Annotated in this window: 16 protein-coding genes and 1 riboswitch; of the genes, 6 read left to right on the top strand and 10 right to left on the bottom strand. The window is 44.8% G+C overall.

All coding sequences use genetic code 11. The features are described 5' to 3' along the window. The first annotated feature begins 211 nt into the window (after window positions 1-211). Window positions 212-1,972 (top strand): acyl-CoA dehydrogenase family protein, encoded by a 1,761-nt coding sequence (locus OZ660_RS03150; RefSeq protein ID WP_274742534.1) that lies wholly within the window; start codon window positions 212-214, stop codon window positions 1,970-1,972. Between the two features lie 118 nt (window positions 1,973-2,090). On the opposite strand, the gene OZ660_RS03145 is transcribed toward OZ660_RS03150, so the two are convergent. Then, window positions 2,091-2,624 carry a DUF3016 domain-containing protein gene (locus tag OZ660_RS03145; protein WP_274743427.1) on the bottom strand — a complete coding sequence of 178 codons (534 nt, stop codon included), beginning with the start codon at window positions 2,622-2,624 and terminating at the stop codon, window positions 2,091-2,093. Between the two features lie 120 nt (window positions 2,625-2,744). Beyond that, a complete protein-coding gene (locus OZ660_RS03140; RefSeq protein ID WP_159624055.1) occupies window positions 2,745-3,116 on the bottom strand; it encodes a hypothetical protein in 372 nt (123 codons plus the stop codon). A gap of 421 nt (window positions 3,117-3,537) precedes the next feature. Between OZ660_RS03140 and ccoG the strand changes: the two genes are divergently transcribed. The 5 genes from ccoG to OZ660_RS03115 all read left to right on the top strand — a co-directional run bounded on the left by ccoG (window position 3,538) and on the right by OZ660_RS03115 (window position 9,754). Beyond that, window positions 3,538-4,968 (top strand): cytochrome c oxidase accessory protein CcoG, encoded by a 1,431-nt coding sequence (ccoG, locus tag OZ660_RS03135; RefSeq protein ID WP_202263513.1) that lies wholly within the window; start codon window positions 3,538-3,540, stop codon window positions 4,966-4,968. Continuing rightward, window positions 4,965-5,948, top strand: coding sequence for a serine/threonine protein kinase (locus tag OZ660_RS03130; protein WP_274742533.1), 984 nt, complete (start codon window positions 4,965-4,967; stop codon window positions 5,946-5,948). Before ccoG ends, OZ660_RS03130 begins: the two co-directional genes overlap by 4 nt. A gap of 17 nt (window positions 5,949-5,965) precedes the next feature. After that, window positions 5,966-6,247, top strand: a riboswitch (cobalamin riboswitch). 87 nt (window positions 6,248-6,334) lie between these two features. After that, window positions 6,335-8,257 (top strand): TonB-dependent receptor plug domain-containing protein, encoded by a 1,923-nt coding sequence (locus tag OZ660_RS03125; RefSeq protein ID WP_274742532.1) that lies wholly within the window; start codon window positions 6,335-6,337, stop codon window positions 8,255-8,257. 204 nt (window positions 8,258-8,461) lie between these two features. Next, window positions 8,462-9,094: a thiol:disulfide interchange protein DsbA/DsbL gene (locus OZ660_RS03120; protein ID WP_159624062.1), complete on the top strand. Its 633-nt coding sequence runs from the start codon at window positions 8,462-8,464 to the stop codon at window positions 9,092-9,094. A 69-nt stretch (window positions 9,095-9,163) separates the two neighbouring features. Beyond that, window positions 9,164-9,754, top strand: coding sequence for an HD domain-containing protein (locus tag OZ660_RS03115; protein ID WP_274742531.1), 591 nt, complete (start codon window positions 9,164-9,166; stop codon window positions 9,752-9,754). Here the strand turns inward: OZ660_RS03115 and mobA are convergent. The 8 genes from mobA to OZ660_RS03075 form a co-directional block, all read right to left on the bottom strand. Continuing rightward, a complete protein-coding gene (gene mobA, locus OZ660_RS03110) occupies window positions 9,743-10,381 on the bottom strand; it encodes a molybdenum cofactor guanylyltransferase (RefSeq protein WP_274742530.1) in 639 nt (212 codons plus the stop codon). The two genes, OZ660_RS03115 and mobA, sit on opposite strands and share 12 nt — an antisense overlap. Before the next feature lie 2 nt (window positions 10,382-10,383). Continuing rightward, entirely contained in the window at window positions 10,384-11,586 is a 1,203-nt protein-coding gene (locus OZ660_RS03105) for an alginate export family protein (protein ID WP_442859690.1), read from the bottom strand. Between the two features lie 141 nt (window positions 11,587-11,727). Further along, the gene (locus OZ660_RS03100) at window positions 11,728-12,606 is read right to left on the bottom strand and encodes an ABC transporter ATP-binding protein (RefSeq protein WP_159624070.1); all 879 of its coding nucleotides are present in this window, start codon (window positions 12,604-12,606) and stop codon (window positions 11,728-11,730) included. Window positions 12,607-12,634: 28 nt separating this feature from the next. Further along, a complete protein-coding gene (locus OZ660_RS03095; RefSeq protein WP_446698947.1) occupies window positions 12,635-13,630 on the bottom strand; it encodes an ABC transporter permease in 996 nt (331 codons plus the stop codon). A 74-nt stretch (window positions 13,631-13,704) separates the two neighbouring features. Further along, window positions 13,705-15,111 (bottom strand): CmpA/NrtA family ABC transporter substrate-binding protein, encoded by a 1,407-nt coding sequence (locus OZ660_RS03090; RefSeq protein WP_274742529.1) that lies wholly within the window; start codon window positions 15,109-15,111, stop codon window positions 13,705-13,707. A 451-nt stretch (window positions 15,112-15,562) separates the two neighbouring features. Then, on the bottom strand, window positions 15,563-16,879 hold the full coding sequence (locus OZ660_RS03085; RefSeq protein WP_274742528.1) for a methyl-accepting chemotaxis protein: 1,317 nt from the start codon (window positions 16,877-16,879) through the stop codon (window positions 15,563-15,565). A 185-nt stretch (window positions 16,880-17,064) separates the two neighbouring features. Beyond that, window positions 17,065-18,663 (bottom strand): diguanylate cyclase, encoded by a 1,599-nt coding sequence (locus tag OZ660_RS03080; RefSeq protein WP_202263491.1) that lies wholly within the window; start codon window positions 18,661-18,663, stop codon window positions 17,065-17,067. Window position 18,664: 1 nt separating this feature from the next. Continuing rightward, window positions 18,665-20,167 (bottom strand): bifunctional metallophosphatase/5'-nucleotidase, encoded by a 1,503-nt coding sequence (locus OZ660_RS03075; RefSeq protein ID WP_274742527.1) that lies wholly within the window; start codon window positions 20,165-20,167, stop codon window positions 18,665-18,667. Between the last annotated feature and the right edge of the window lie 14 nt (window positions 20,168-20,181).

Genomic DNA, 20,181 nt, shown 5'->3' with positions numbered 1-20,181 from the left:
AAAGCATGCCAACACGCGCTAAAAAAGCAAGTGCTTAGTCTACTGCTTACATTCTATCTGGGAGGGCGAATACACAATAGATAACCTCACCACCTGTGCTTTTGATGAAAGAGTATTTTCATTAACTTTCCATAAACAGACTACTCTGACTATGCTTTTTGTGACTATAATAGGCAAAAATTAAAACACTTGTTTGAAAAAGGAGTCATCCATGCCTCTGTACCATGCCCCAACTGCTGACTTTCAGTTTTTATTGAAAGACTGGCTTGGACTTGATGCGCACTACGAAAAGCTAGGTATTAGCGATTTCGACAGTGACTTGGCCAATGAAATTATTGCGCAGGGTGCAAAGTTCGCCCTTGATGTTGTTGCCCCACTTAATCGCGAGGGTGATGAAGAAGGCTGTAAGCTAGAAGATGGCAAGGTGACCACACCTAAAGGCTTCGCAGAAGCATATCAAGAATATGTTGCGAACGGCTGGAACGCTATGCTGGGTACAGCAGAATACGATGGTCAAGACCTACCGTATACCATGGCAGTGCCAGTGCATGAAATGTTAAACGCCGCTAACCTAAGCTGGCGATTAACCACTATGCTGACCGAAAGCGCAACGCTTGCCGTTACCAAACACGCAAGTAAAACACTAAAAGACATTTATTTAGCCAAGCTTATTAGCGGTGAATGGACAGGTACCATGAACCTTACCGAGCCACATGCCGGTACAGATTTAAGCCTGCTCTCTACGAAAGCCGAGCCACAGGGCGATGGTAGCTACAAGATAACGGGGAATAAAATCTTCATTACAGCCGGTGATCAAGACTGGAGCGAAAACGTTATCCACCTTGTACTAGCGCGCTTGCCGGATGCACCAAAAGGTGTGAAGGGTATCAGTCTTTTCTTAGTGCCTAAGTTCTTACCCGACGCGAACAATGCCCCTGGTGAAGCGAACAACCTTTCTGTTGGCAGTATTGAACACAAAATGGGTATTAAGGCGAGCCCGACATGCGTTATGAACTTTGACGGCGCAACTGGCTGGCTAGTTGGTGAAGAAAATCAAGGCTTAGCGTGCATGTTTACAATGATGAACGATGCGCGTTTCCAAGTGGGAATGCAGGGGCTTGGTGCCGCCGAAGCTTCTTATCAGGGCGCTTTGACCTATGCTCGCGAACGTGTTCAGTCACGCGCACCACAAGGCATTCAAAACCCTGAAGGCAAAGCTGATCCTATCGTATTTCAACCTGATGTCGCACGAATGCTGCTTACGCAAAAATCGTTGATTGAAGGTTGTCGTGCGCTTTCACTGCTATACGCAAAGTTTATGGATGTTGAAAAACTTGGCGAAAGTGAAGATAAAGAAAATGCGGATAAAATTCTGCAGTTTTTAACCCCTATCTGCAAAGCGTTTATGACCGATATGGGTCTTGAAACAACCAGTATTGGTGTGCAGGTTTTCGGTGGCCATGGGTTTATTCGCGAGTGGGGCATGGAGCAGTTGATGCGCGACGTTCGCATTGCCATGCTTTACGAAGGTACCAATGGTATTCAGGCGCTTGACCTAATCGGCAGAAAACTTACTCGCGATGGTGGTCAAATGATGGAGGCGACTTACAGTGCATTTAATGCCCTTGTTGCTGACATTCAAGACGCTGAAAGCAAGGCATTGGCGCAGGGTATCTTGGATGACTGGCGCGCTTCATCTGCAGATTGTTTGGGTATGGATGCAACCACAGCAGCATCTGCGGCATGTGATTACCTTGCCTACAGCGCCTATTCATTGATTGGCGTACTGTGGTACAGCATGGCAGATACTGCACAACGCGGTGACAATGCGGTACTTGCTGCATCAAAACAAAAAACGCGCGATTTCTATATTGAGCGAATTTTACCTCGTCGTGATGCACACAAAGCTGCTTATTTGGCGGGCCCAGACAGCACACTTGCAGTAGCGGGTAGTGAGTTTGATTATCTGTAATTAGCGGTATTGTACGCACTAAAAAGGTCGCTCTAGGGCGACCTTTTTGTTGCTATTTACCATTATATCGTTGGTTGCAAATATTCCTGCTCACTTGCAGCCCTGCTGTACCTATACGTTAATTATTGGCGGCAACCTGCTGTTTAACAAAAGTATCTGAAAACCATTCATCTAACATGGTTTTTTCGTAAGACAAAGATTCGTTACGATGGCGTCGTATGTTTGATTCCATAAAATCCATGTCTTTTATTTTCACTTCATCTTCGCTTGCCACTACCTCACCCGCTGCGTCAGTGAGTGTATAACTAAATGTCATTTTCGGAATATCAATACGACGGATGACTCGAATATCATTTGCGCCTGCATTACCAAACCCAACAAATTGACTTGGCCATACTTCTCCTGCCAAATCGACGTTGGTTACAGTGATCGACAGAACTTGAGATTCAGGCAAGTCTGCTGCTAGCTCTACAATATGCGCTTCAAGCTCGTTCAGCGTTCGCTCTCTAAAGCGCTTACGCGATTCGTTTGACGGCCTTACATCAGAATATGATTCAGGCTCTTCCCAAGTAATTTTTACTTCTGCTGCATGGGAAGGCTCAGCCGTAACACCATAGCCTAACAATGCTACGCAACTTAACCCTACTAACACACTTGTTTTATTCACGCTAATGCTCCTCTTTGCAGGCACTCAACATTCGTACGCAGTGCACAACAATTTGGTTGATACTCCAAAAATTATGCGCGTGTACTAGAGCGTCTTGTATGAACTCTAGTTAACGCGAGCGTCTTGAATGAACGGTGACTGTTTAATGATTAGGCAAAGGTGTGCGCGTTTAGTTCCCGTGAAATTTGGGTTAATGTCATCTTTCTCACAATAGGTTCGGTGGAAGCGGTGCACCGTAGTGGCGTCTTGTGTTATCTCTAACACATAACTTTGCTGGTAAGGCTTTAACGGACTTAGCTGACTATTTATTTGAATGCGCAATGTTTCCAACTTTTCTCGCTCTGGCATAGTTGCCATCTCCGCCAGCCAATTAGAAATGGAGTTTTGTATATCTTCAAATAGATACTGAGCAAACGGCGAGCGCAGCACAATAACTAAAACAATAATTTCAGCAGCGATGATAAAAAAGCGTAACATGACTTCTCAGCTAATTATGACAGACATTTAAGACTATTCAGTGCATGTTTCCCCCACAGAAGCGACTATCACTGAGTATAGACCACGAATAACTGTACAGGAAACAGGCAAGTATTTACTACTCTTTATATGCGTTATTACCTATTAATAACGCTCCTTGTCACGATAATGTCGCATATTGATAATAAAGCTGCCTCTATATGACTGTAAATACACTGAATCATACGCAAGTATATGAAATTAGGTTTATAGTCACTTAAGCTGTTCATTAATCGCACCCAAATGAATTCTGAAGTTTCAGTATTGACTGAAACTTTGAAAGTATGGATGATGCCCACCATCATTGATCTACATTAAATATCATGTAGCGCAAACTGTTATACTGCTAAGGCAGTTTGGCAATGTCAGCTAAGGTTTTATTATGAATGAACAAATACCGGTAAAAAATGTAACACCGGTAAAGGTACATAAACCCAAAGGTGCTACCGAGGGCAAGCGTTACGACTCTCGCAGCCGCATTTATGTTCGCGCAGTACAAGGTCCCCTAGAGTCTTTTAGACGCTTTTTCGGCCTTTTCTTTTTAGCACTCTTCGCCGTCATTCCATGGATTTCATACAATGGCCAGCAAGCCGTATTACTCGATATTGGCGAGCAGCGTTTTACCATATTTTCTTTGACACTGTGGCCGCAAGACCTAACCCTGCTTGCCTATATTTTTATTGTTTCGGCATTTGCTTTGTTCTTTGTAACCACCTTTGCAGGGCGAGTATGGTGCGGTTTTATGTGCCCGCAAACCACATGGGTTTACATCTATACCTGGTTTGAAGAAAAGTGCGAAGGCCCAAGAAACAAGCGTATTGCACTAGACGCCAGACCCATGGATGCCGATAAATTTTTGCGTAAAACAGCTAAGCATACTGCGTGGGTTTTAGTTGCCTTACTTACAGCGCTAACGTTCGTAGGCTACTTCACGCCTATTGCCAGTTTGTTTGTGGACTTTTTTACTTTCGATACCAGTTTTTGGGCAGCGTTTTCAGTCATCTTTTTTGCGGTATGTACCTACGGTAACGCAGGTTATATGCGCGAGATAATGTGTACGCATATATGTCCGTACGCGCGTTTTCAGTCTGCCATGTTCGACAAAGATACGTTTACCGTATCGTATAACCCCAATCGCGGTGAACAACGCGGCCCTCGCCCTCGCAAGCTTTCTCATGAGCAAGTAAAAGAAAAAGGCCTCGGTGACTGCATTGATTGTAACCTGTGCGTGCAGGTGTGCCCCACCGGCATTGATATTCGAAATGGCCTTCAATATGAGTGCATCAACTGCGGTGCATGCGTTGATGCATGTAACGGCGTGATGGACAAAATGGGTTACCCCAAAGGCCTTATAAGTTTTACCTCAGAAGAAGAACTGTCTGGAGGCAAAACGCATATAATACGGCCTAAGCTTATTGGTTATTTTGTGGTCCTCGTCATTATGATGGGATTGCTGTTTGCCAATATCTGGACACGTAGCCCCACCGAAGTGGACATTATTCGCGATAGAAATTCGCTGTACCGCGAGACCAATGAAGGATTAATTGAGAATGTTTACACCATTAAAGTGTTAAACAAAACTCAACAACCGCATACCTATACAGTAACCATTAAAGGTTTGCCTGATTACCAGTACATTGGCGAGCAAGAAGTAACTGTGGAAGGCGGCGCGGTTTATAGCACGCCGATTTCAGTTGCAACCGACGCCTATAATCTGGAAGATACCGTTACCGATATATTTATTAGCGTAACCACCACCATTGATGGAGAAACGGTTACTGTTGATGAACCAACCAAATTTCTTTATCGATGACAGATTTTTCATTTTCGGGGCTTAGCCCCGACACCATCTTAGATGCCCTGGAGTCACAGGGCATTTTTTTACAAAGTGGACTGCTGGCGCTGAACAGCTATGAAAACAGGGTGTATCAATTCCTAGCTGAAGATGGACAACGCTATGTTGCCAAGTTCTATCGACCCGCGCGTTGGACAGATGCCCAAATTTTAGAGGAACACGCGTTTGCGCAAGCGCTGCTGGAAAACGAAATTCCACTCGCTGCTCCGCTTACACTGAACGGTGAGACACTGCATCATCACATTGTTGACGGCACGGACTACCGGTTTACACTCTTTCCTTCTGTGGGTGGAAGACAGTTTGAAAATGATAATCTTGATCAACTAGAGTGGATGGGACGATTCATAGGACGCATTCACCGCGTAGCACAAGCTACCCCCTTTGCCCATCGCCCTACTATCGATGTTGAAAGCTACCTTGACGAACCAAAGAGAGTATTAGAGCAAAGCACGCTATTGCCAGCGCATTTAAAGACCGCGTTTTTTGCTATTCTAAACCCCGTTATTGAAGCGACTAAAAAAGCGTATCGTCCTTCATCATCTATACGCCTACACGGCGACTGTCATCCAGGCAATATTTTATGGCGTGACGGCCCAACATTTGTCGATTTAGATGACTGCAGGATGGGCCCCGCTATTCAAGATTTGTGGATGATGCTTAGTGGCGACCGCCAGCAACAATTACTGCAATTAGATACGCTGGTAGAAGCTTATGAAGAGTTTCACCCTTTTGATACGAGTCAGTTAACTTTGATTGAGCCGCTTCGCGCTATGCGTATGGTCCATTATATGGCGTGGTTATCACGTAGATGGGAAGACCCCGCATTTCCGCGTGCGTTTCCTTGGTTCGCTGAAGACAAGTATTGGGAAGGACAAATTCTAGCGCTTAAAGAGCAACTTGCGGCCTTGCAAGAGCCACCGCTAAAGCTCGGGTTTTAAACCACACACCTTTTCTATATACTGCGTGACGCGTAGGTGCGCCAATAACAATTAAGTTCTGCGGTTATTGGCGTTAAACGGGAAATCAGTGTAAACCTGATGCTGCCCCCGCAACGGTAAACTCAATGTCACATTAGACATTTTCTTTTCATACACCACTGTCTTTGTTGTCGCCATGTGCTTAAGTATCAAGTGCAAAAAAAGCGACCTTTTTCAAGATGGGAAGGTAAAAGAGCCAATATGTGCGCTACACGCATTGGTGAGTAAGCCCGGATACCGGCCTGTGCTTCACGGTAAGCTCGCAGTCGTATTTGCAAGCACAGCAAGCTTACTTCCACATCAACATGTGCTCGGGCGGAGCGCATTAAAGAAAATACATAAGAACCATGCGTATACACTTTACTTATGCTGCAGTTACCGCTGCGGTACTTTCGTGCGTAAGCACGTCTGCATTATCTCAAGAAACCAACAGTAATATAGAAACACTGACCGTTACAGGGTCAAGGCTTCCTGTTCAGGTAACTCAATTCCCTGGCTCAGTGTCTGTGCTTACACAATCCGACATAGAAGCTTCTGGTGCCGTGCAGTTAACGGAGCTTATCCGCGGCTTACCTGGCGTTAGTTTGTCACAATCGGGCAGCCCAGGTGGGTTAACTGAAGTGCGGGTACGTGGTAGCGAAACAAATCACCTGCTGGTACTTATCGATGGCGTGGTGGCCAATGACATAGGCCAGGGCAGTTTGATTGATTTAGCCCACCTTACCAGTGCCAACGTTGTTCGCATTGAACTTCTTCGCGGCCCTCAAAGCGCGCGTTGGGGCAGTGGCGCCATAGGCGGTGTACTTAGCATTACCACCAAAGCTGGCCAATCGACACAAGACTATTCATCTTTAAACCTGACCGCTGGCGTAGGTACTCAAGGCACCTACCAAGGCAGCGTTAATGCCACCTCTCAGATAGATAAACTGAATATTGCAGCGTATGCCAACTATATCACCACCGACGGTGACAATATTGCACGAACTGGCAATGAAGATGACGGTTATGACAATTTAACCGCTGGATTAAACCTAAATTATCAAGTCAGCGCCGAACATGGCTTTATTGCCCGCTTGCGCACCGTTGACTATGAAAATGAGTACGACGGCACTGATTTTGTTTCTACGGGTTTACCCACCGACTCAGACAATGTGACCGACGGTTATCAGGTAAGCACACAATTTCGCTGGGACTATACACCTACCTCATCGGCTTACCACTCGCGACTAAGCGCTAACTATCGCCAAGATGAAAATGACAATACTACCGCTGGAATTGATGCCGGAGGCACTACAGGCGAGCGTATTGAACTGAATTGGACCAACTTTTACTCGCTTGATAATTGGCAGTTTGCCGGAGGCATTGAGTATTTACAGCGCTTATTTTCACAGCGAGGCCCGATAAACTTTGGCGATCCTAACCAAAAGCAACATGACAATACGCACAGCGTATTTGCAGAAGCCAACGGAGCGTTAACACCGAGCCTGTTCGCCACCTTAAGTGCACGACTGGACGACAACAGTGAATTTGATGACGCAAACAGTTACCGAGCAGGACTTACCTGGCAGGTGGACGAACGTTATGCGCTTTTCACAAGCTACGGAAAGGCGGTAAAAACGCCAACATTTACTGAGCGTTTTGGCTATTTCCCAGCGAGCTTTATTGGTAACGAAAACCTCGAACCTGAGACCAGTGAAGAATACGAAGTGGGGCTAAAAGCCAACTGGCACCGTATGTCAGGTCAGGTGAGTTTATTTTCAGCAGAACTCGATAATGAAATAAATGGTTTTGTATTTGTTGCCGATTTAGGTGCTTTTAGCGCTGATAATGTGGATGGCAAGAGTCATAGAGATGGCGTTGACGTTGAAGTAGATTGGAACAGCGATTTCGGTAACCTTAGTGCATCGTATAGCTACCTGGATGCCGAACAAACTAATGAGGGTGTCACATCTACTGAACTTAGACGTGCGCGACATCAAGGGGCGTTGGTTTACACCTCTGATTTGGGTACTGAGCGATTTACTTTGTATGGCAAGCTGGCGTACACAGGCACGCGCTACGACACCTTCTTCCCTCCGTTTCCTGCTTCAGCGCAAACCATCGCGCTATCAGCGTATACGTTGGCCAGTGTAAATCTTGGATACCAAGTCACAGATCAATGGCAACTTACGCTGAAAGTAAACAACCTATTTGATACTGATTACGAAGATATTGTAGGTTTCGCGGGCCAAGAAAGGCGTGCGCTGCTATCTGTTCACTATCAAATGTAGCATCACGCATTAACAGGGGCTTTCGGCCCCTTTTTTATTTTCGTTCTGTCGCATTTCGCACAAAGGGGCATAGAGCACATAACGTGTTTTTTGGTGCACTTGTCGTGAAATAAGACACAGGTATTAAACACGCTCTAGTTAAGCGTACGCGCCTGTGATAATCTCGTCAGCGATAATTAGTTAAATATTATAGGGATTGTTTCCATGAAAAAGTTTGCAGTCATGTTTATCATGGCAATGCTTATGCCACTTACAGCATGTGCCGAAGGCTCATCATCTAAGTGGAAAGAAGGTACGCACTACACTGTACTAGACAAAGAAGCGACTGATAAACCAGTAATTACTGAGTATTTCTCTTTCTGGTGTCCGCACTGCTTCCAGTTTGAGCCTATTGTTGCTCAGATTAAAGAAAAGAAAGCTGAAGGCACTAAATTCAATAAAGTACACGTGAATTTTATGCGCTTTACTGGCCCTGACGTACAAGATGCTGCAACCAAGGCTATGCTGATTGCCCGTGCGATGAAACAAGAAGATGCAATGAACGGTGCTATCTTCAACTATATTCACAAGCAACGTGCTTCTATTACTGGTCTACGTGACCTTCGTAACATCTTCGTTGTTAATGGCGTAGATGGCGAAGAGTTCGATAAAATGGCGAAGAGCTTTGGCGTTAACAGCATGCTGCGTAAAAACCAGCAACAGATTGATGCTTATCGCGAGCACTTAACGGGTGTACCTAACTTCATTATTAATGGAAAGTACCAGCCTACCTTTACTGCTGATATGACATTTGACGATATTGCAGACCTCATTGTTTGGCTATCTGAACAAAAATAAGCACAAACATACCTTACAAAATGGGCGCATTAGCGCCCATTTTTATTATTCAACAAGGAATTCGAACCTATGGTTCAAGTAAGTGAATTTGCCGACTTTATTTGTGAACTTGATAAGTTAAAAGCAGTAAAGCGCATGATAACCCTGCCCGTTGACGGAGAACGTAAAGAAAACTCTGCCGAACACAGCTGGCACGTTGCACTCATGGCAAATATGTTGAGTCAATATGCTAACAAGCCAATTGATGTGACTCGCGTAATCCGCATGATTTTGATCCATGATATTGTCGAAATTGATGCCGGCGACATGTTCGCTTTTAACGAACAGCAAGATCACGATGCTCAAGCCGAAAAAGAAGTGGCCGCAGCCAAACGAATTTTTGGCCTATTGCCAACGCCTTTCAACGACGAAATGTTGGCCTTGTGGTTAGAGTTTGAAGAGGCTACAACGCCGGACGCTGAATTTGCCAAAGCCATGGACCGCGTTCTCCCCGTTTTTCAGAATATGAAAAATGAAGGCGGCAGTTGGAATAAGCACAACATTGCGAGAAGTAAGATAGAAAAACGCAATGCACACCTTAAAAGCTGCGCACCTGCACTTTGGGATTACGTGATGGCGCAACTCGATATCGCAGTCGCTCGCGGCTGGTTACGAGATTAATGCATATTCGTGTGGCGTATTTACATTTAACAATGTTGGTTTAATTGCTGTTGGTGTGGGTATTCCGACTGCACCAACGGCATTAATAACCGCGCGCATTGAAGGCGATGCAACGCTATTTTTCAGCGCTCTCAGTTTATGTTGGTGGCAATACACATTGTAAATGACCAAAGGAAAGCACTCGTTTTCAAAGTAAACGCTTTGCTTTGTTTCACGCGCCTTATCTAATAAAAAGTGAATGGAAGACGGCGTTAATAGTGGCATATCAACGGGCAACACTAAAACAATCTCAGTTAATGCAAGGTTGTTTTTGCTAGCCGTAACCTCAATGTCGCTATCTGCAGCTTTTTTTGAATTCAATTGATATAGCGCACTTATAAGTGCTGCACCTGGCCCACAAAAAGCAATGTCATCAACTACATCACAGCCTTTTTGACCAACACTTACTACATTTGTTATTCCAGCGCGTCTAACGGTATCTTTTGCTGTAGTGAGAAAGGTGCGCTGCCCAAGGGCCAGTTGCGCTTTGTTTTGCCCCATGCGCTGTGATTTCCCACCACATAGAATAAGGGCGCTGACAACATCAGCGCCTTCGTATTTGGCTTCGTACGTTTCAAAAAGTGCCATAACTAAAAGCGCGTGCCAACCCACATCCAAAAGCGGTTGGTATCTACTTTAATGTCACCGGCATCATAGGCCGCGTACTTAATACCAAATCGATATTTATCTGCAAATGTCGTCGTGTATTGTGCATTAATTTCGCTACCTAAATCATCAACCTCAGCTGTGCTCTCATCAGCAGAGTAATCATGATAGGCCAACAACCATTTTCCACCAGCAGCTTTGCCAGACAAGGATAACTTTAAGTCTTGCAGCCCTTGGGTTGGCGTTGCTAAAAATAGGTCCGCAAAGCCGTTAAACTTATGTAAGGTAGCCAATGGCGTAGCAAAACCATAAAGACCATCGTCAGAACCCAATACTTCATAATCTATTTTCGCGGTTATACCTGACATTGTTGCGCCTAAATATGCGTTGAAGTAAGAGGCATCGAAATCCACTGCGCTTTCTGCGCTTCCTGACTCACTTGACTGTGTCGCAAACTCTGCGCCATAAGCCCAATTAATGCTGTCGCCTTGCATTTTTCCGTCATAACTTACGCCGTAGGTATCTAGCGCATTGCTCGTATCGTTATCTACCTCAAGTAAGTAGGCATAGGCGACAAATTTACCCACTTTCGATTTGTAAGTCGCATGCAGGATATGATCTTTTGAATCTAAATCTGCTGCTTCAGCAAAAATGCGATTGCGTTTGTACAAATAGCTATAGAATAACTCTAGCTCTTTATTTACTGCGTATTTCGCACTGACAGCGTCGAACGTCTGTTTGTCTTGACGCCACGCCACATGACCCACAAAACGATGATCATCAAGTGTGATGACTTGGCGTCCAACGCGAGCGGTAAAGTTGTCGTTTTTATATTGGATATAGGCTTGATCGAGTTCGGTTGTCTCAGGGTCGGCGATGACAGAATACTCGCCTACGTTGAACCCTGTTGGCCCAACCGTAAATTCATCCTGTCCCATTACAATACGACTATCCTCAACCTCAGCCGTAAAGGAGAACCCATTAACACTTCCGGTTGAAAATCCTAGCCATGTTCTAAGGGTTAGGGAGCTCGCATCTTTAAGTGCGTTGTCTTGATCAACAGATTCGTAGCGCAAATTAAAGTCTGCGTATGCGGTTGAGTTACTCAAAGCATCATGGATATCGTTCGCCGCAGCGTGTGAAGCGAAAGCCATGAGCATTGACGTAGAGAGTAGCTTCAAACTCATTTTGTGTAGCGTGTTCATGTGTGTTCCCTTTCAATATTGTTTTTTTAAGCATAGCAGCGCCCTACCGAATAAAAATGGCAAAGGAAAACTGCTTGAAAAATGGTTGCGACACGTGGTCGCTAAGTTCAGAAACCGACCGCGTTAGGCAGCATCTGATTCATTCGCGTCTTTTTTTTCAGATGACACCTCTTTAGATAGTTGTTTAGAATTTTTTTTGCCGTGTGAAGCCACGGTTTCCACTTTCTTCTGTTTGTCGTAAAGAAAGGTGAGCACTTCATGGCGGTAGTGGTTGTATTGCTTATTGTCAGCAAGGGCTAAGCGGTCTCTTGGTCGCGGTAACGCTATATCGAGTATTTCGCCAATGGTTGCAGCAGGCCCATTGTTCATCATCACAATTCTATCTGAGAGCAAGACTGCCTCATCGACGTCATGAGTAATCATGATAACGGTGTTACCCAAATCAGCATGTATTTCCATTAAAGAGTCTTGAAGATGAGCACGAGTAAGCGCATCAAGTGCCCCAAAGGGTTCATCCATCAATAATACTTTTGGCTCCATGGCTAGGGCACGGGCGATACCTACACGCTGTTTCATACCGCCTGAAATTTCACTGGGCAGCTTGTCTAATGCATGGGTCATGTGCACAAGTTCAAGGTTGTGCATGATCCAATCCCTCATCTCACTTTTCGATTTACCGCGCATGGTTGACTTCACTGCTAGCTCGACATTTTTATAAACACTCAACCAAGGAAGCAAAGAATGATTCTGAAAGACAACTGCTCTTTCAGGGCCAGGAGTACGAACCTCTGCACCATCTAAGATAACGCCTCCTGTGGTAGCCTGATGAAGGCCTGCGACAATATTAAGAACCGTCGATTTACCGCATCCAGAATGGCCAATTAATGACACAAATTCACCTTTGGCTATTTTTAGATTAACATCGGTTAGTGCGGTAAAAGGGCCTTTAGGCGTTGGAAAGTCAATACCCACTTGGGCAAGTTCTAAATGTTTTGAAGACATCGTATTTTTTCCTTTATCCTGCGAGTAATTAACGTAAAACGCTCGACTTGTCCCAACTTACAGCCCGTTGTACCGATAGCATAAGACGGTCCAGCACAAAGCCGATGGCACCTATTGTCAGTACAGCCACCATTATCCTTGCAAGAGATTCTGAACTGCCATTTTGAAACTCGTCCCAGACAAACTTTCCAAGCCCTGGGTTTTGCGCCAACATTTCAGCAGCAATCAATACCATCCACCCAATACCTAGTGATAACCGCAGCCCGGTAAAAATCATCGGAATAGACGAAGGCAAGACAATCTTTGTTAGGTGAGCAAAGGGCGTAAGGCGAAGCACTTTGCTGACATTGATAAGGTCCTTATCAATATTTGAAACGCCAACTGCAGTGTTGATAAGTGTCGGCCACAAACAACACAGCGATACCGTAAAAGCAGATGTCACAAACGACTTTGAAAACGCAGGGTCGTCACTGACGTATAGAGCGCTAACAACCATAGTAACAAGCGGGAGCCAAGCTAATGGGGAGACTGGCTTGAATAATTGAATCAGTGGATTTATTGCCGTATACGCCGACTTACTTAAGCCACACAAAATTCCGACGGGAACTGCAACCAGTGACGCGATCACAAACCCCACCATGACGGTATACAAGCTCGTCCATATTTGGTCAAAGAAGGTTGGTGCGCCAGTAAAGTCACGTAGTTTTGGTACATATGAAGGGTCTTGTTTCACTCGCTCTGCGTTTCGCGCCTCTTGACGTTGATAAAACGCGTCGGCTTTTTCACGCTGTGCAATATGCTCATCAATTAAAGCGCCCGCTTGTTCCCACACCTCTGCGGGTCCAGGAAACTGCCCCAACGAGGTATCGATACTTTTCGCAACACCATTCCACACAGCGAGAAACATCAGTAAGCCGATAATGGGCAATAACAAGGCTGGTGTCGTGTTATAAACGCGCCCTAACGTACTATTGTTTGTCGATGCCGATGTTGGCATTCGAAGAATTGTGGTCATTTTGCTCATCGCTTGCTCCTGACGCCTTTCATGAACTTATAAGTTTGACGGCCTTGACTCTTTACAAGGCCGTCTTATTTACCTTAAAGAACCGTTTTACCTTTTAGACCAATACTGAACTGCTCAAGGTAAGCATTTGGTTTGCTTCCATCGAACGTCACACCGTCTATAAAATCACTTTGTGGTGGCTTATAGCCAGTCTCAGTGGCAAACTCAGGAAAATCGGCTGCATTTGCTTTGCCCTCAGCAATTAGCGCGAGTGCTGCTTTAGCGTAAGTTTCTGGCTTGTATACTTTTTTAGCCATGTCTTTATACCAATCATCCGATTTAGCTTCTGATATCTGTCCCCAGCGGCGCATTTGCGTCAGGTACCAAATAGCGTCGCTGTAATAGGGGTATGTAGCGTTGTAGCGGAAGAATACATTGAAGTCAGGCACATCGCGTTTGTCCCCTTTTTCATATTCGAACGTGCCTGTCATGCTGTTGGCAAGTACGTCTTCATCAGCACCAACATACGTACTTTTTGCAAGTATTTTGACGGCTTTAGGACGATTGGCGTTGTTGTTTTCGTCTAGCCACATTGCTGCTCGAATCAATGCTTTGACTACGCGAATATGTGTATTGGGATGTTTCTCTGCCCAGCTTTGGCTTACACCAAAGACTTTTTCGGGGTTGTTCTTCCAAATTTCATAATCGGTAATAACCGGTACGCCGATATCCTTAAAAACAGCTTGTTGATTCCATGGCTCGCCAACGCAGTAGCCATAGATAGTACCTGCCTCCATAGTGGCTGGCATTTGAGGAGGAGGTGTTACCGAAAGCAGCGCTTGCGCGTCAATCTGCCCTGCAGTATCGCCTTTATGCGGCGCGTAATAACCAGGGTGAATACCGCCAGCCGCTAGCCAATAGCGCAGTTCATAATTGTGCGTTGATACTGGGAAGACCATGCCCATATTAAACGGCTTGCCGGCACTGCGATATTCATCAACCACAGGCTTTAGATAATCAGCTTTGATTGGGTGAACAGGCTTTCCGTCTTCATGCGGAATATGCGCTTTCATTTTTTCCCAAATCTCATTAGAAACCGTGATGCCATTACCATTGAGATCCATACTAAAAGCAGTCACAACGTGAGATTCGGTACCAAAACCTATCGTCGCACCTAATGGCTGGCCCGCTAGCATGTGCGCGCCGTCAAGCTGTCCGTCGATAACCCGGTCAAGCAATACCTTCCAATTTGCCTGCGCCTCAAGGGTGACGTATAGCCCCTCGTCTTCAAAAAAGCCTTTCTCGTAAGCAATGGCAAGCGGTGCCATATCAGTAAGTTTGATAAAACCAAATTTGAGTTCTTCTTTTTCAGGCCAGCCTACCGTTTGCTCTTGTGCTATCGCAGAGGTAGATACTGCGCAAAAAGTCACAGCGAGTGCGGTACACACGGTTACACTCGCCTTCGAAAATCGCTTTATTAGTGATGTTGTTAACCCAGTCATACGTGTTCCTCGTAGCCAAAAAAAAACCCACCAGCTGTCGACACTTGACTGTCGCGCTTGGTGGGCTTCGTTGCCAGGTTTGTAAGCTCGTAGTACTTACAAACTGTTCAAATTGTAATTGGTAAGCAAGGAATTCCCGCTCACACCTCTTCTTTGTGAAGGTTTAAAAAAACCAAATAGCGTATTTTTATTATTATTCACTTATTACCAAGTTAAGTCTCAAGTACTTCCCTGACTCGACTTGATTCCTTGTTGTTCTTCGTAAAATAAGTTAAGCGCATCATCTGCGCAGCATTACGGAGTAAGACAGAGCAGTGTCCGTGCCAAAAATATAACTCACTGATATTTATAAACATTAACTGTTATGAAGACAGAAACTGCGCCGCAACATGCCATGTTAATGCACCAAAAAAGTCTTTTTGTTCAACTGTGGTGCGCATTGGAACACTCGCTATAACTTTTGCGTAAACTGCCCAATAGCGTTAACTACCTCATCAGCGCCATGCTGTATCTCTGTCATCGCTTTGCCCGATTCATTGGCATATTCCAATGCTTCTCTGGCTTTCTCTTGACCCGCTTCAATCAGCTGTACGGCATTCTCGGTAAGCTTTCTGTTTTCGACAACAACGCTCACAATTTCTTCTGTAGCACTACTTGTTCGAGACGCAAGTTGACGGACCTCATCGGCCACGACTGCAAACCCGCGCCCTTGATCACCCGCTCTTGCAGCTTCGATAGCGGCATTGAGCGCCAGTAAATTCGTTTGATCAGCAATACCGCTAATACTCTTTACCAAATCAGCAACTTTTTGCGATTGCTCGTCGAGATCTTTAATACCTTCACTGGCATCACCCATTCGCTTGGCAAGTTCGTTCATTGTGCTAACTGTTGCCTTTTGAATATCACTCCCTTTTTTAGCCTGTTCTCCTGTTTCTTTTGAAATAGTGAACGCCACATTGGCTGCCTCAGAAATAGCAACTTCACGCTGCATTTGCTCTGTAATTACTGTGGCAAACTTAGCGACTTTGTAGAGTTCATTGTCTTCGTTGCGAATGGGATTGTAGGAAGCCTCTAGCCACACTTCGTTCCCTCGACTATCAATCCGCTTAAAGCGCCCTGATACCACTTTACCGGTAGCTAAGTCCTGCCAAAACGTTTTGTAGGCTTGCGACTTTGCTTCTTCTTCAGTGCAGAAAATACGATGGTGTTTACCTACAATTTGGTCTTTCTTATATCCCATACCAGTAAGAAAATTGTCATTGGCGTTGAGAATAGTGCCATCCAATGCGAATTCGATTACCGCCGAAGAACGATGCAGGGCAGTTATTAAGTCTCTAAGTTCATTGCTATAGGCGATATTTTTGGTCTGCTCAGCCATATAAAAGGCAATATAATCAACATTGCCTTGTGCATTATCGACAGGCTGGATAATGCCTCTTACCCAAATTTCATGCCCAGAGGCATTCTTTAAATTAAGCGCACCATGCCAATGTTCTTGCTGTTTAATGGCTTTAAGTATCGCTTTCACATCATCTTTTTTATGCGATTTAGCCGGTATTAAAGACTCCAGGGACTTACCCTTTATGCCATCTACTTTATGACCGCTAGCCTTTACAAATAAGTCATTTGCATCTGTAATTCGCCCTTCTTTATCAAGTTGAACGAACAGCATTTCTTCACGAAGTTCCTGCTGGACCATTTTAAAAGCAGCTAACTCTTGTTGTAATCGTTGATTTTCGGCAATCAATTCTTTGTTTTTGAAAAACATCCAATACTCCCAAGCTAAATCGGCAAACATATATGCAAAATTAAAGATAGCAGAGCATCGAAGAGCGTGCCGAAAATCGACGCACGTGCCGAAAATAGAACTGAAATGAAAGATGAAAATAGCAGCGTAAAGAAAACTTAAGTATGCAGGCTGTTGCACTACCTAGAGCGTGTTGACAGTTAAGGTTAAGGCTGTCGTATAAAAACGCAACGATTTCGACCAGCATTTTTAGCTTGATACAATGCATTATCCGCTAAATTCAACAGAGTGTCGGGTTGCCAATCATTTTGTTCGTCAAAGTAAAAAGTGGCAGCGCCAATACTGACCGTTATGTAATCAGAGACGTTACTTTTAGCGTGAGCGATGTGTAACTGTTCGATAATCTCCCTCGCTTCTTCTGCCTTTATACCCGCACCGCGCTGGTCAGTATTAGGCATAATTGCCACAAACTCTTCTCCACCGTAACGTGCGCAGAAATCGGTATTGCGGGCAATCGCTTTGTTTAACCCCTTTGCCACTTTCTTAAGACAGGCGTCGCCTTGAGTATGCCCATAATGGTCGTTGTAGGCTTTAAAGTGGTCTACGTCAATCATCAACACGGTTAACGGCCACTTATGACGCTTCGCCATGGCTCTGCTTTTTTCAATTTCTAGTTCAAAAGCACGCCGATTTGGAATGTTGGTTAGCGCATCGCTCAATGACAAGTTTATGAGTTCAGCTTCTTGAGATTTAACTCGCTCAACGTAGATAGAAAAGCTTTTCGCTAGGCGAGCAATCTCATCATCCCCGTCGAGTGATTTAACCTCTTCACTGTCGTTCTCAACTAAATTGGTCAGCGCTATCAGCCGCAAAATAATGCGTTTGTAGATATAGAAAATAATGGCACAACAAATCAGCATGACAATTAACGACAGCGCAAGTGATAGACTTATTTGTTTCGTAACACTTCGATTCGCGTTGTCGGCGTGTTGATAGGTAGCTTGTGTAATAGATGCCGTTCGATATTCTATATTAGACGCTACTTCTTCAGCCAAGTGTTCAACGAAACTACCGCGTCCCCGCGAACGCCCCCTGATCCGCATGACATTAGCTTGCTTGTCTATCATTCCCCATTCATCGAGTACCGCTTCTTCTAACGATGACACCAACGCTTGACTACTTGCGCTATTGTTAGACGCTGCGCGAAGCTGTGCGATGCTATTTTCAATATTACCTTCTAGAAGTCTTAGCTCGTGTAACTGGAATTGTTGGTTAATCTGGGCAATTTGTAGAATGAGCGACACCAGCATTTTAGAATGTTGCAGGTCGACAAATTGCTCATCGTTCCCCTCAAAAATACTATTGAGGTAGTCAAAGAGTGCTTCTCGCTCTACACTTACTTCCTTTTCAACATCAATTCGTTGCGTGACTAAAGCATTAAGCTCGTCAATTTCCTGCACAAGTACGCTAAGTTGAGTCATTAAGTATTTGTCGCTGAACTCGTCATGAATAATGGGCGCTCTTAGACGGTTGAGAGAATCATCCAGTGCCGCTTTGACAATTCGTCGAGATGACTGGTTCTCAGACGCAGTAAGTCGCGCCGTGAGTGATATTAAATGCTGTACCTCTCGGGTAATTTCTGTGGCTTGACTGAGTGTAGGAATTGAGGTTGTAGCAACATCACTTAATATCTTTCTAACATCGTCCAGTCTGAATATCGACATGGCTAAAATAAACAAGAACAGCCCCATCACGCTACATTGCGCCAGTACAAAAAACTGAAGGGTCTTTTTTTTATTAGCCATCCTACCTTCCTTTTGCCACATTCAAAATACGCTGCGTATTATGCGTAGATACATTGTATTGATTGGCAATTTTCTGAACTACAAGGTCGGATATTTGGGGAGGCCGTGCTGTTTGACTGTTAAGGCGCGGTGCATCTTTCAGCGCAAAGTAACCATCTCCACCATTAGCGAGAAAGTCGCTTGTAGCAACCGAGTACATTCTTTCAGGGCGCAGTGGCTCGCCACCCACACTAACAGATTTAACGCGAGAAAAAGGCTTTGCATGACTATCAAAGGTATATTGCATGCCAGCAACATGAGGAAATCCACCTTTAACATTTTCATACTGAGATAGCCCCTGCTCTAGCGCTAGAATCAGTTGCTCCCCTGAAAGGCGTAACGATACTACACTGGCGCGAAACGGCATTTCCACTACGATATCCTGTCGCGATATTGGCATTCCAGGCTCGTATGTTTTATTTCCGCGAATGCTTCCTCCATTCAAAAGGGCAACATCGGTATTGGCATAGTCTTTAAGCGTATCAACAACAAGGTTAGCAAAGCCGTTTTCTTGACTTCTTACCTCTGCACGAAGGGTTGAATGTGCAGTGTTCCACTCACCAATTTGTATATTGAGCAAGCGCTTAAGTCGAGCTTCATATCCGTAAACTTGCTCTTGTACGCTGGGATTTGGACTAAGCGAGCCTAGCTTTATTTTTTCAGAAGATGTGACCGACCATGTGGGGTGCTTTTTAAGGCGCGCCACAACCGCGTTGCCTGATTGAGAAAGGCTCAGGTTTCGGGGGTTTTCAGTAGGGTCGTCCAACTTTTTCTCATTTAAGCGACTATCGGAAATAAAGGCTACATCCACAATATGTTTGGAGAGTAAATTATCGATAAAAGTGAAAGGATAAGAGTAGTGAAGCAAGACTAGGTCGGCCCCCCTTTCACGCAATGCCCTAGCTTCTTCGATGATGACCTTTTGTGGTGATTCAATGGCTATATCGGAGAGTTGGTATTCACTTACAACCCTTTCGTGAAGCACAGAGATAACGCCCAAAGCTACATTGTCTTGTTTAATTATGACAGATGTTTGAAGACCATCAGGCCTGCGCCCTTCACGCCTAACAACGGCGTTACTCGCAACAAATGGAAATGCTGCTTCGTAAGAACGCAATGACAATTCGTCCTCATAAAAGCTAAATTCCCTTTTAGTTACTCCCATCACGTCGGGCTCAATGGAGTTAAGAATATCAATGATATGCGACCCCCGATCAAATGATGAGAGTGCACTGGGCCCGATGGAGCCACCACCAAAGACGAAAAAGACGGTTTCGTCTTTGCTGCGGTATTCTTTAACCAAGGTTTGTAATTGTGGATAGTAGCCTGCATGCTCGTCACTGATATCAGGCATATCTGCAGCAAGTACGAGCGTAACGCTTGTATCGGACTCCTCAGCGCGAGGGGCTAACGACACAACAATTAAGAAAAGAAAAAAAAGCCCAAGTCGCATAACATCACACATGGAGTACCTTGTTA

The sequence above is a fragment of the Alteromonas sp. 009811495 genome, from assembly GCF_028865455.1.
GTDB lineage: Bacteria > Pseudomonadota > Gammaproteobacteria > Enterobacterales > Alteromonadaceae > Alteromonas.
This window is presented reverse-complemented; position numbering and strand designations above follow the sequence as displayed.

Excerpts from the sequence above, each read along its gene's own strand:
- OZ660_RS03090 (WP_274742529.1), bottom strand. The coding sequence starts at position 15,111 with ATGACTGGGTTAACAACATCACTAATAAAGCGATTTTCGAAGGCGAGT.
- OZ660_RS03140 (WP_159624055.1), bottom strand. The coding sequence starts at position 3,116 with ATGTTACGCTTTTTTATCATCGCTGCTGAAATTATTGTTTTAGTTATT.
- OZ660_RS03130 (WP_274742533.1), top strand. The coding sequence starts at position 4,965 with ATGACAGATTTTTCATTTTCGGGGCTTAGCCCCGACACCATCTTAGAT.
- OZ660_RS03125 (WP_274742532.1), top strand. The coding sequence starts at position 6,335 with ATGCGTATACACTTTACTTATGCTGCAGTTACCGCTGCGGTACTTTCG.
- OZ660_RS03075 (WP_274742527.1), bottom strand. The coding sequence starts at position 20,167 with ATGTGTGATGTTATGCGACTTGGGCTTTTTTTTCTTTTCTTAATTGTT.
- OZ660_RS03150 (WP_274742534.1), top strand. The coding sequence starts at position 212 with ATGCCTCTGTACCATGCCCCAACTGCTGACTTTCAGTTTTTATTGAAA.
- OZ660_RS03095 (WP_446698947.1), bottom strand. The coding sequence starts at position 13,630 with ATGAGCAAAATGACCACAATTCTTCGAATGCCAACATCGGCATCGACA.
- OZ660_RS03100 (WP_159624070.1), bottom strand. The coding sequence starts at position 12,606 with ATGTCTTCAAAACATTTAGAACTTGCCCAAGTGGGTATTGACTTTCCA.
- OZ660_RS03105 (WP_442859690.1), bottom strand. The coding sequence starts at position 11,586 with ATGAGTTTGAAGCTACTCTCTACGTCAATGCTCATGGCTTTCGCTTCA.
- OZ660_RS03085 (WP_274742528.1), bottom strand. The coding sequence starts at position 16,879 with ATGTTTTTCAAAAACAAAGAATTGATTGCCGAAAATCAACGATTACAA.
- OZ660_RS03120 (WP_159624062.1), top strand. The coding sequence starts at position 8,462 with ATGAAAAAGTTTGCAGTCATGTTTATCATGGCAATGCTTATGCCACTT.
- mobA (WP_274742530.1), bottom strand. The coding sequence starts at position 10,381 with ATGGCACTTTTTGAAACGTACGAAGCCAAATACGAAGGCGCTGATGTT.
- OZ660_RS03115 (WP_274742531.1), top strand. The coding sequence starts at position 9,164 with ATGGTTCAAGTAAGTGAATTTGCCGACTTTATTTGTGAACTTGATAAG.
- ccoG (WP_202263513.1), top strand. The coding sequence starts at position 3,538 with ATGAATGAACAAATACCGGTAAAAAATGTAACACCGGTAAAGGTACAT.
- OZ660_RS03080 (WP_202263491.1), bottom strand. The coding sequence starts at position 18,663 with ATGGCTAATAAAAAAAAGACCCTTCAGTTTTTTGTACTGGCGCAATGT.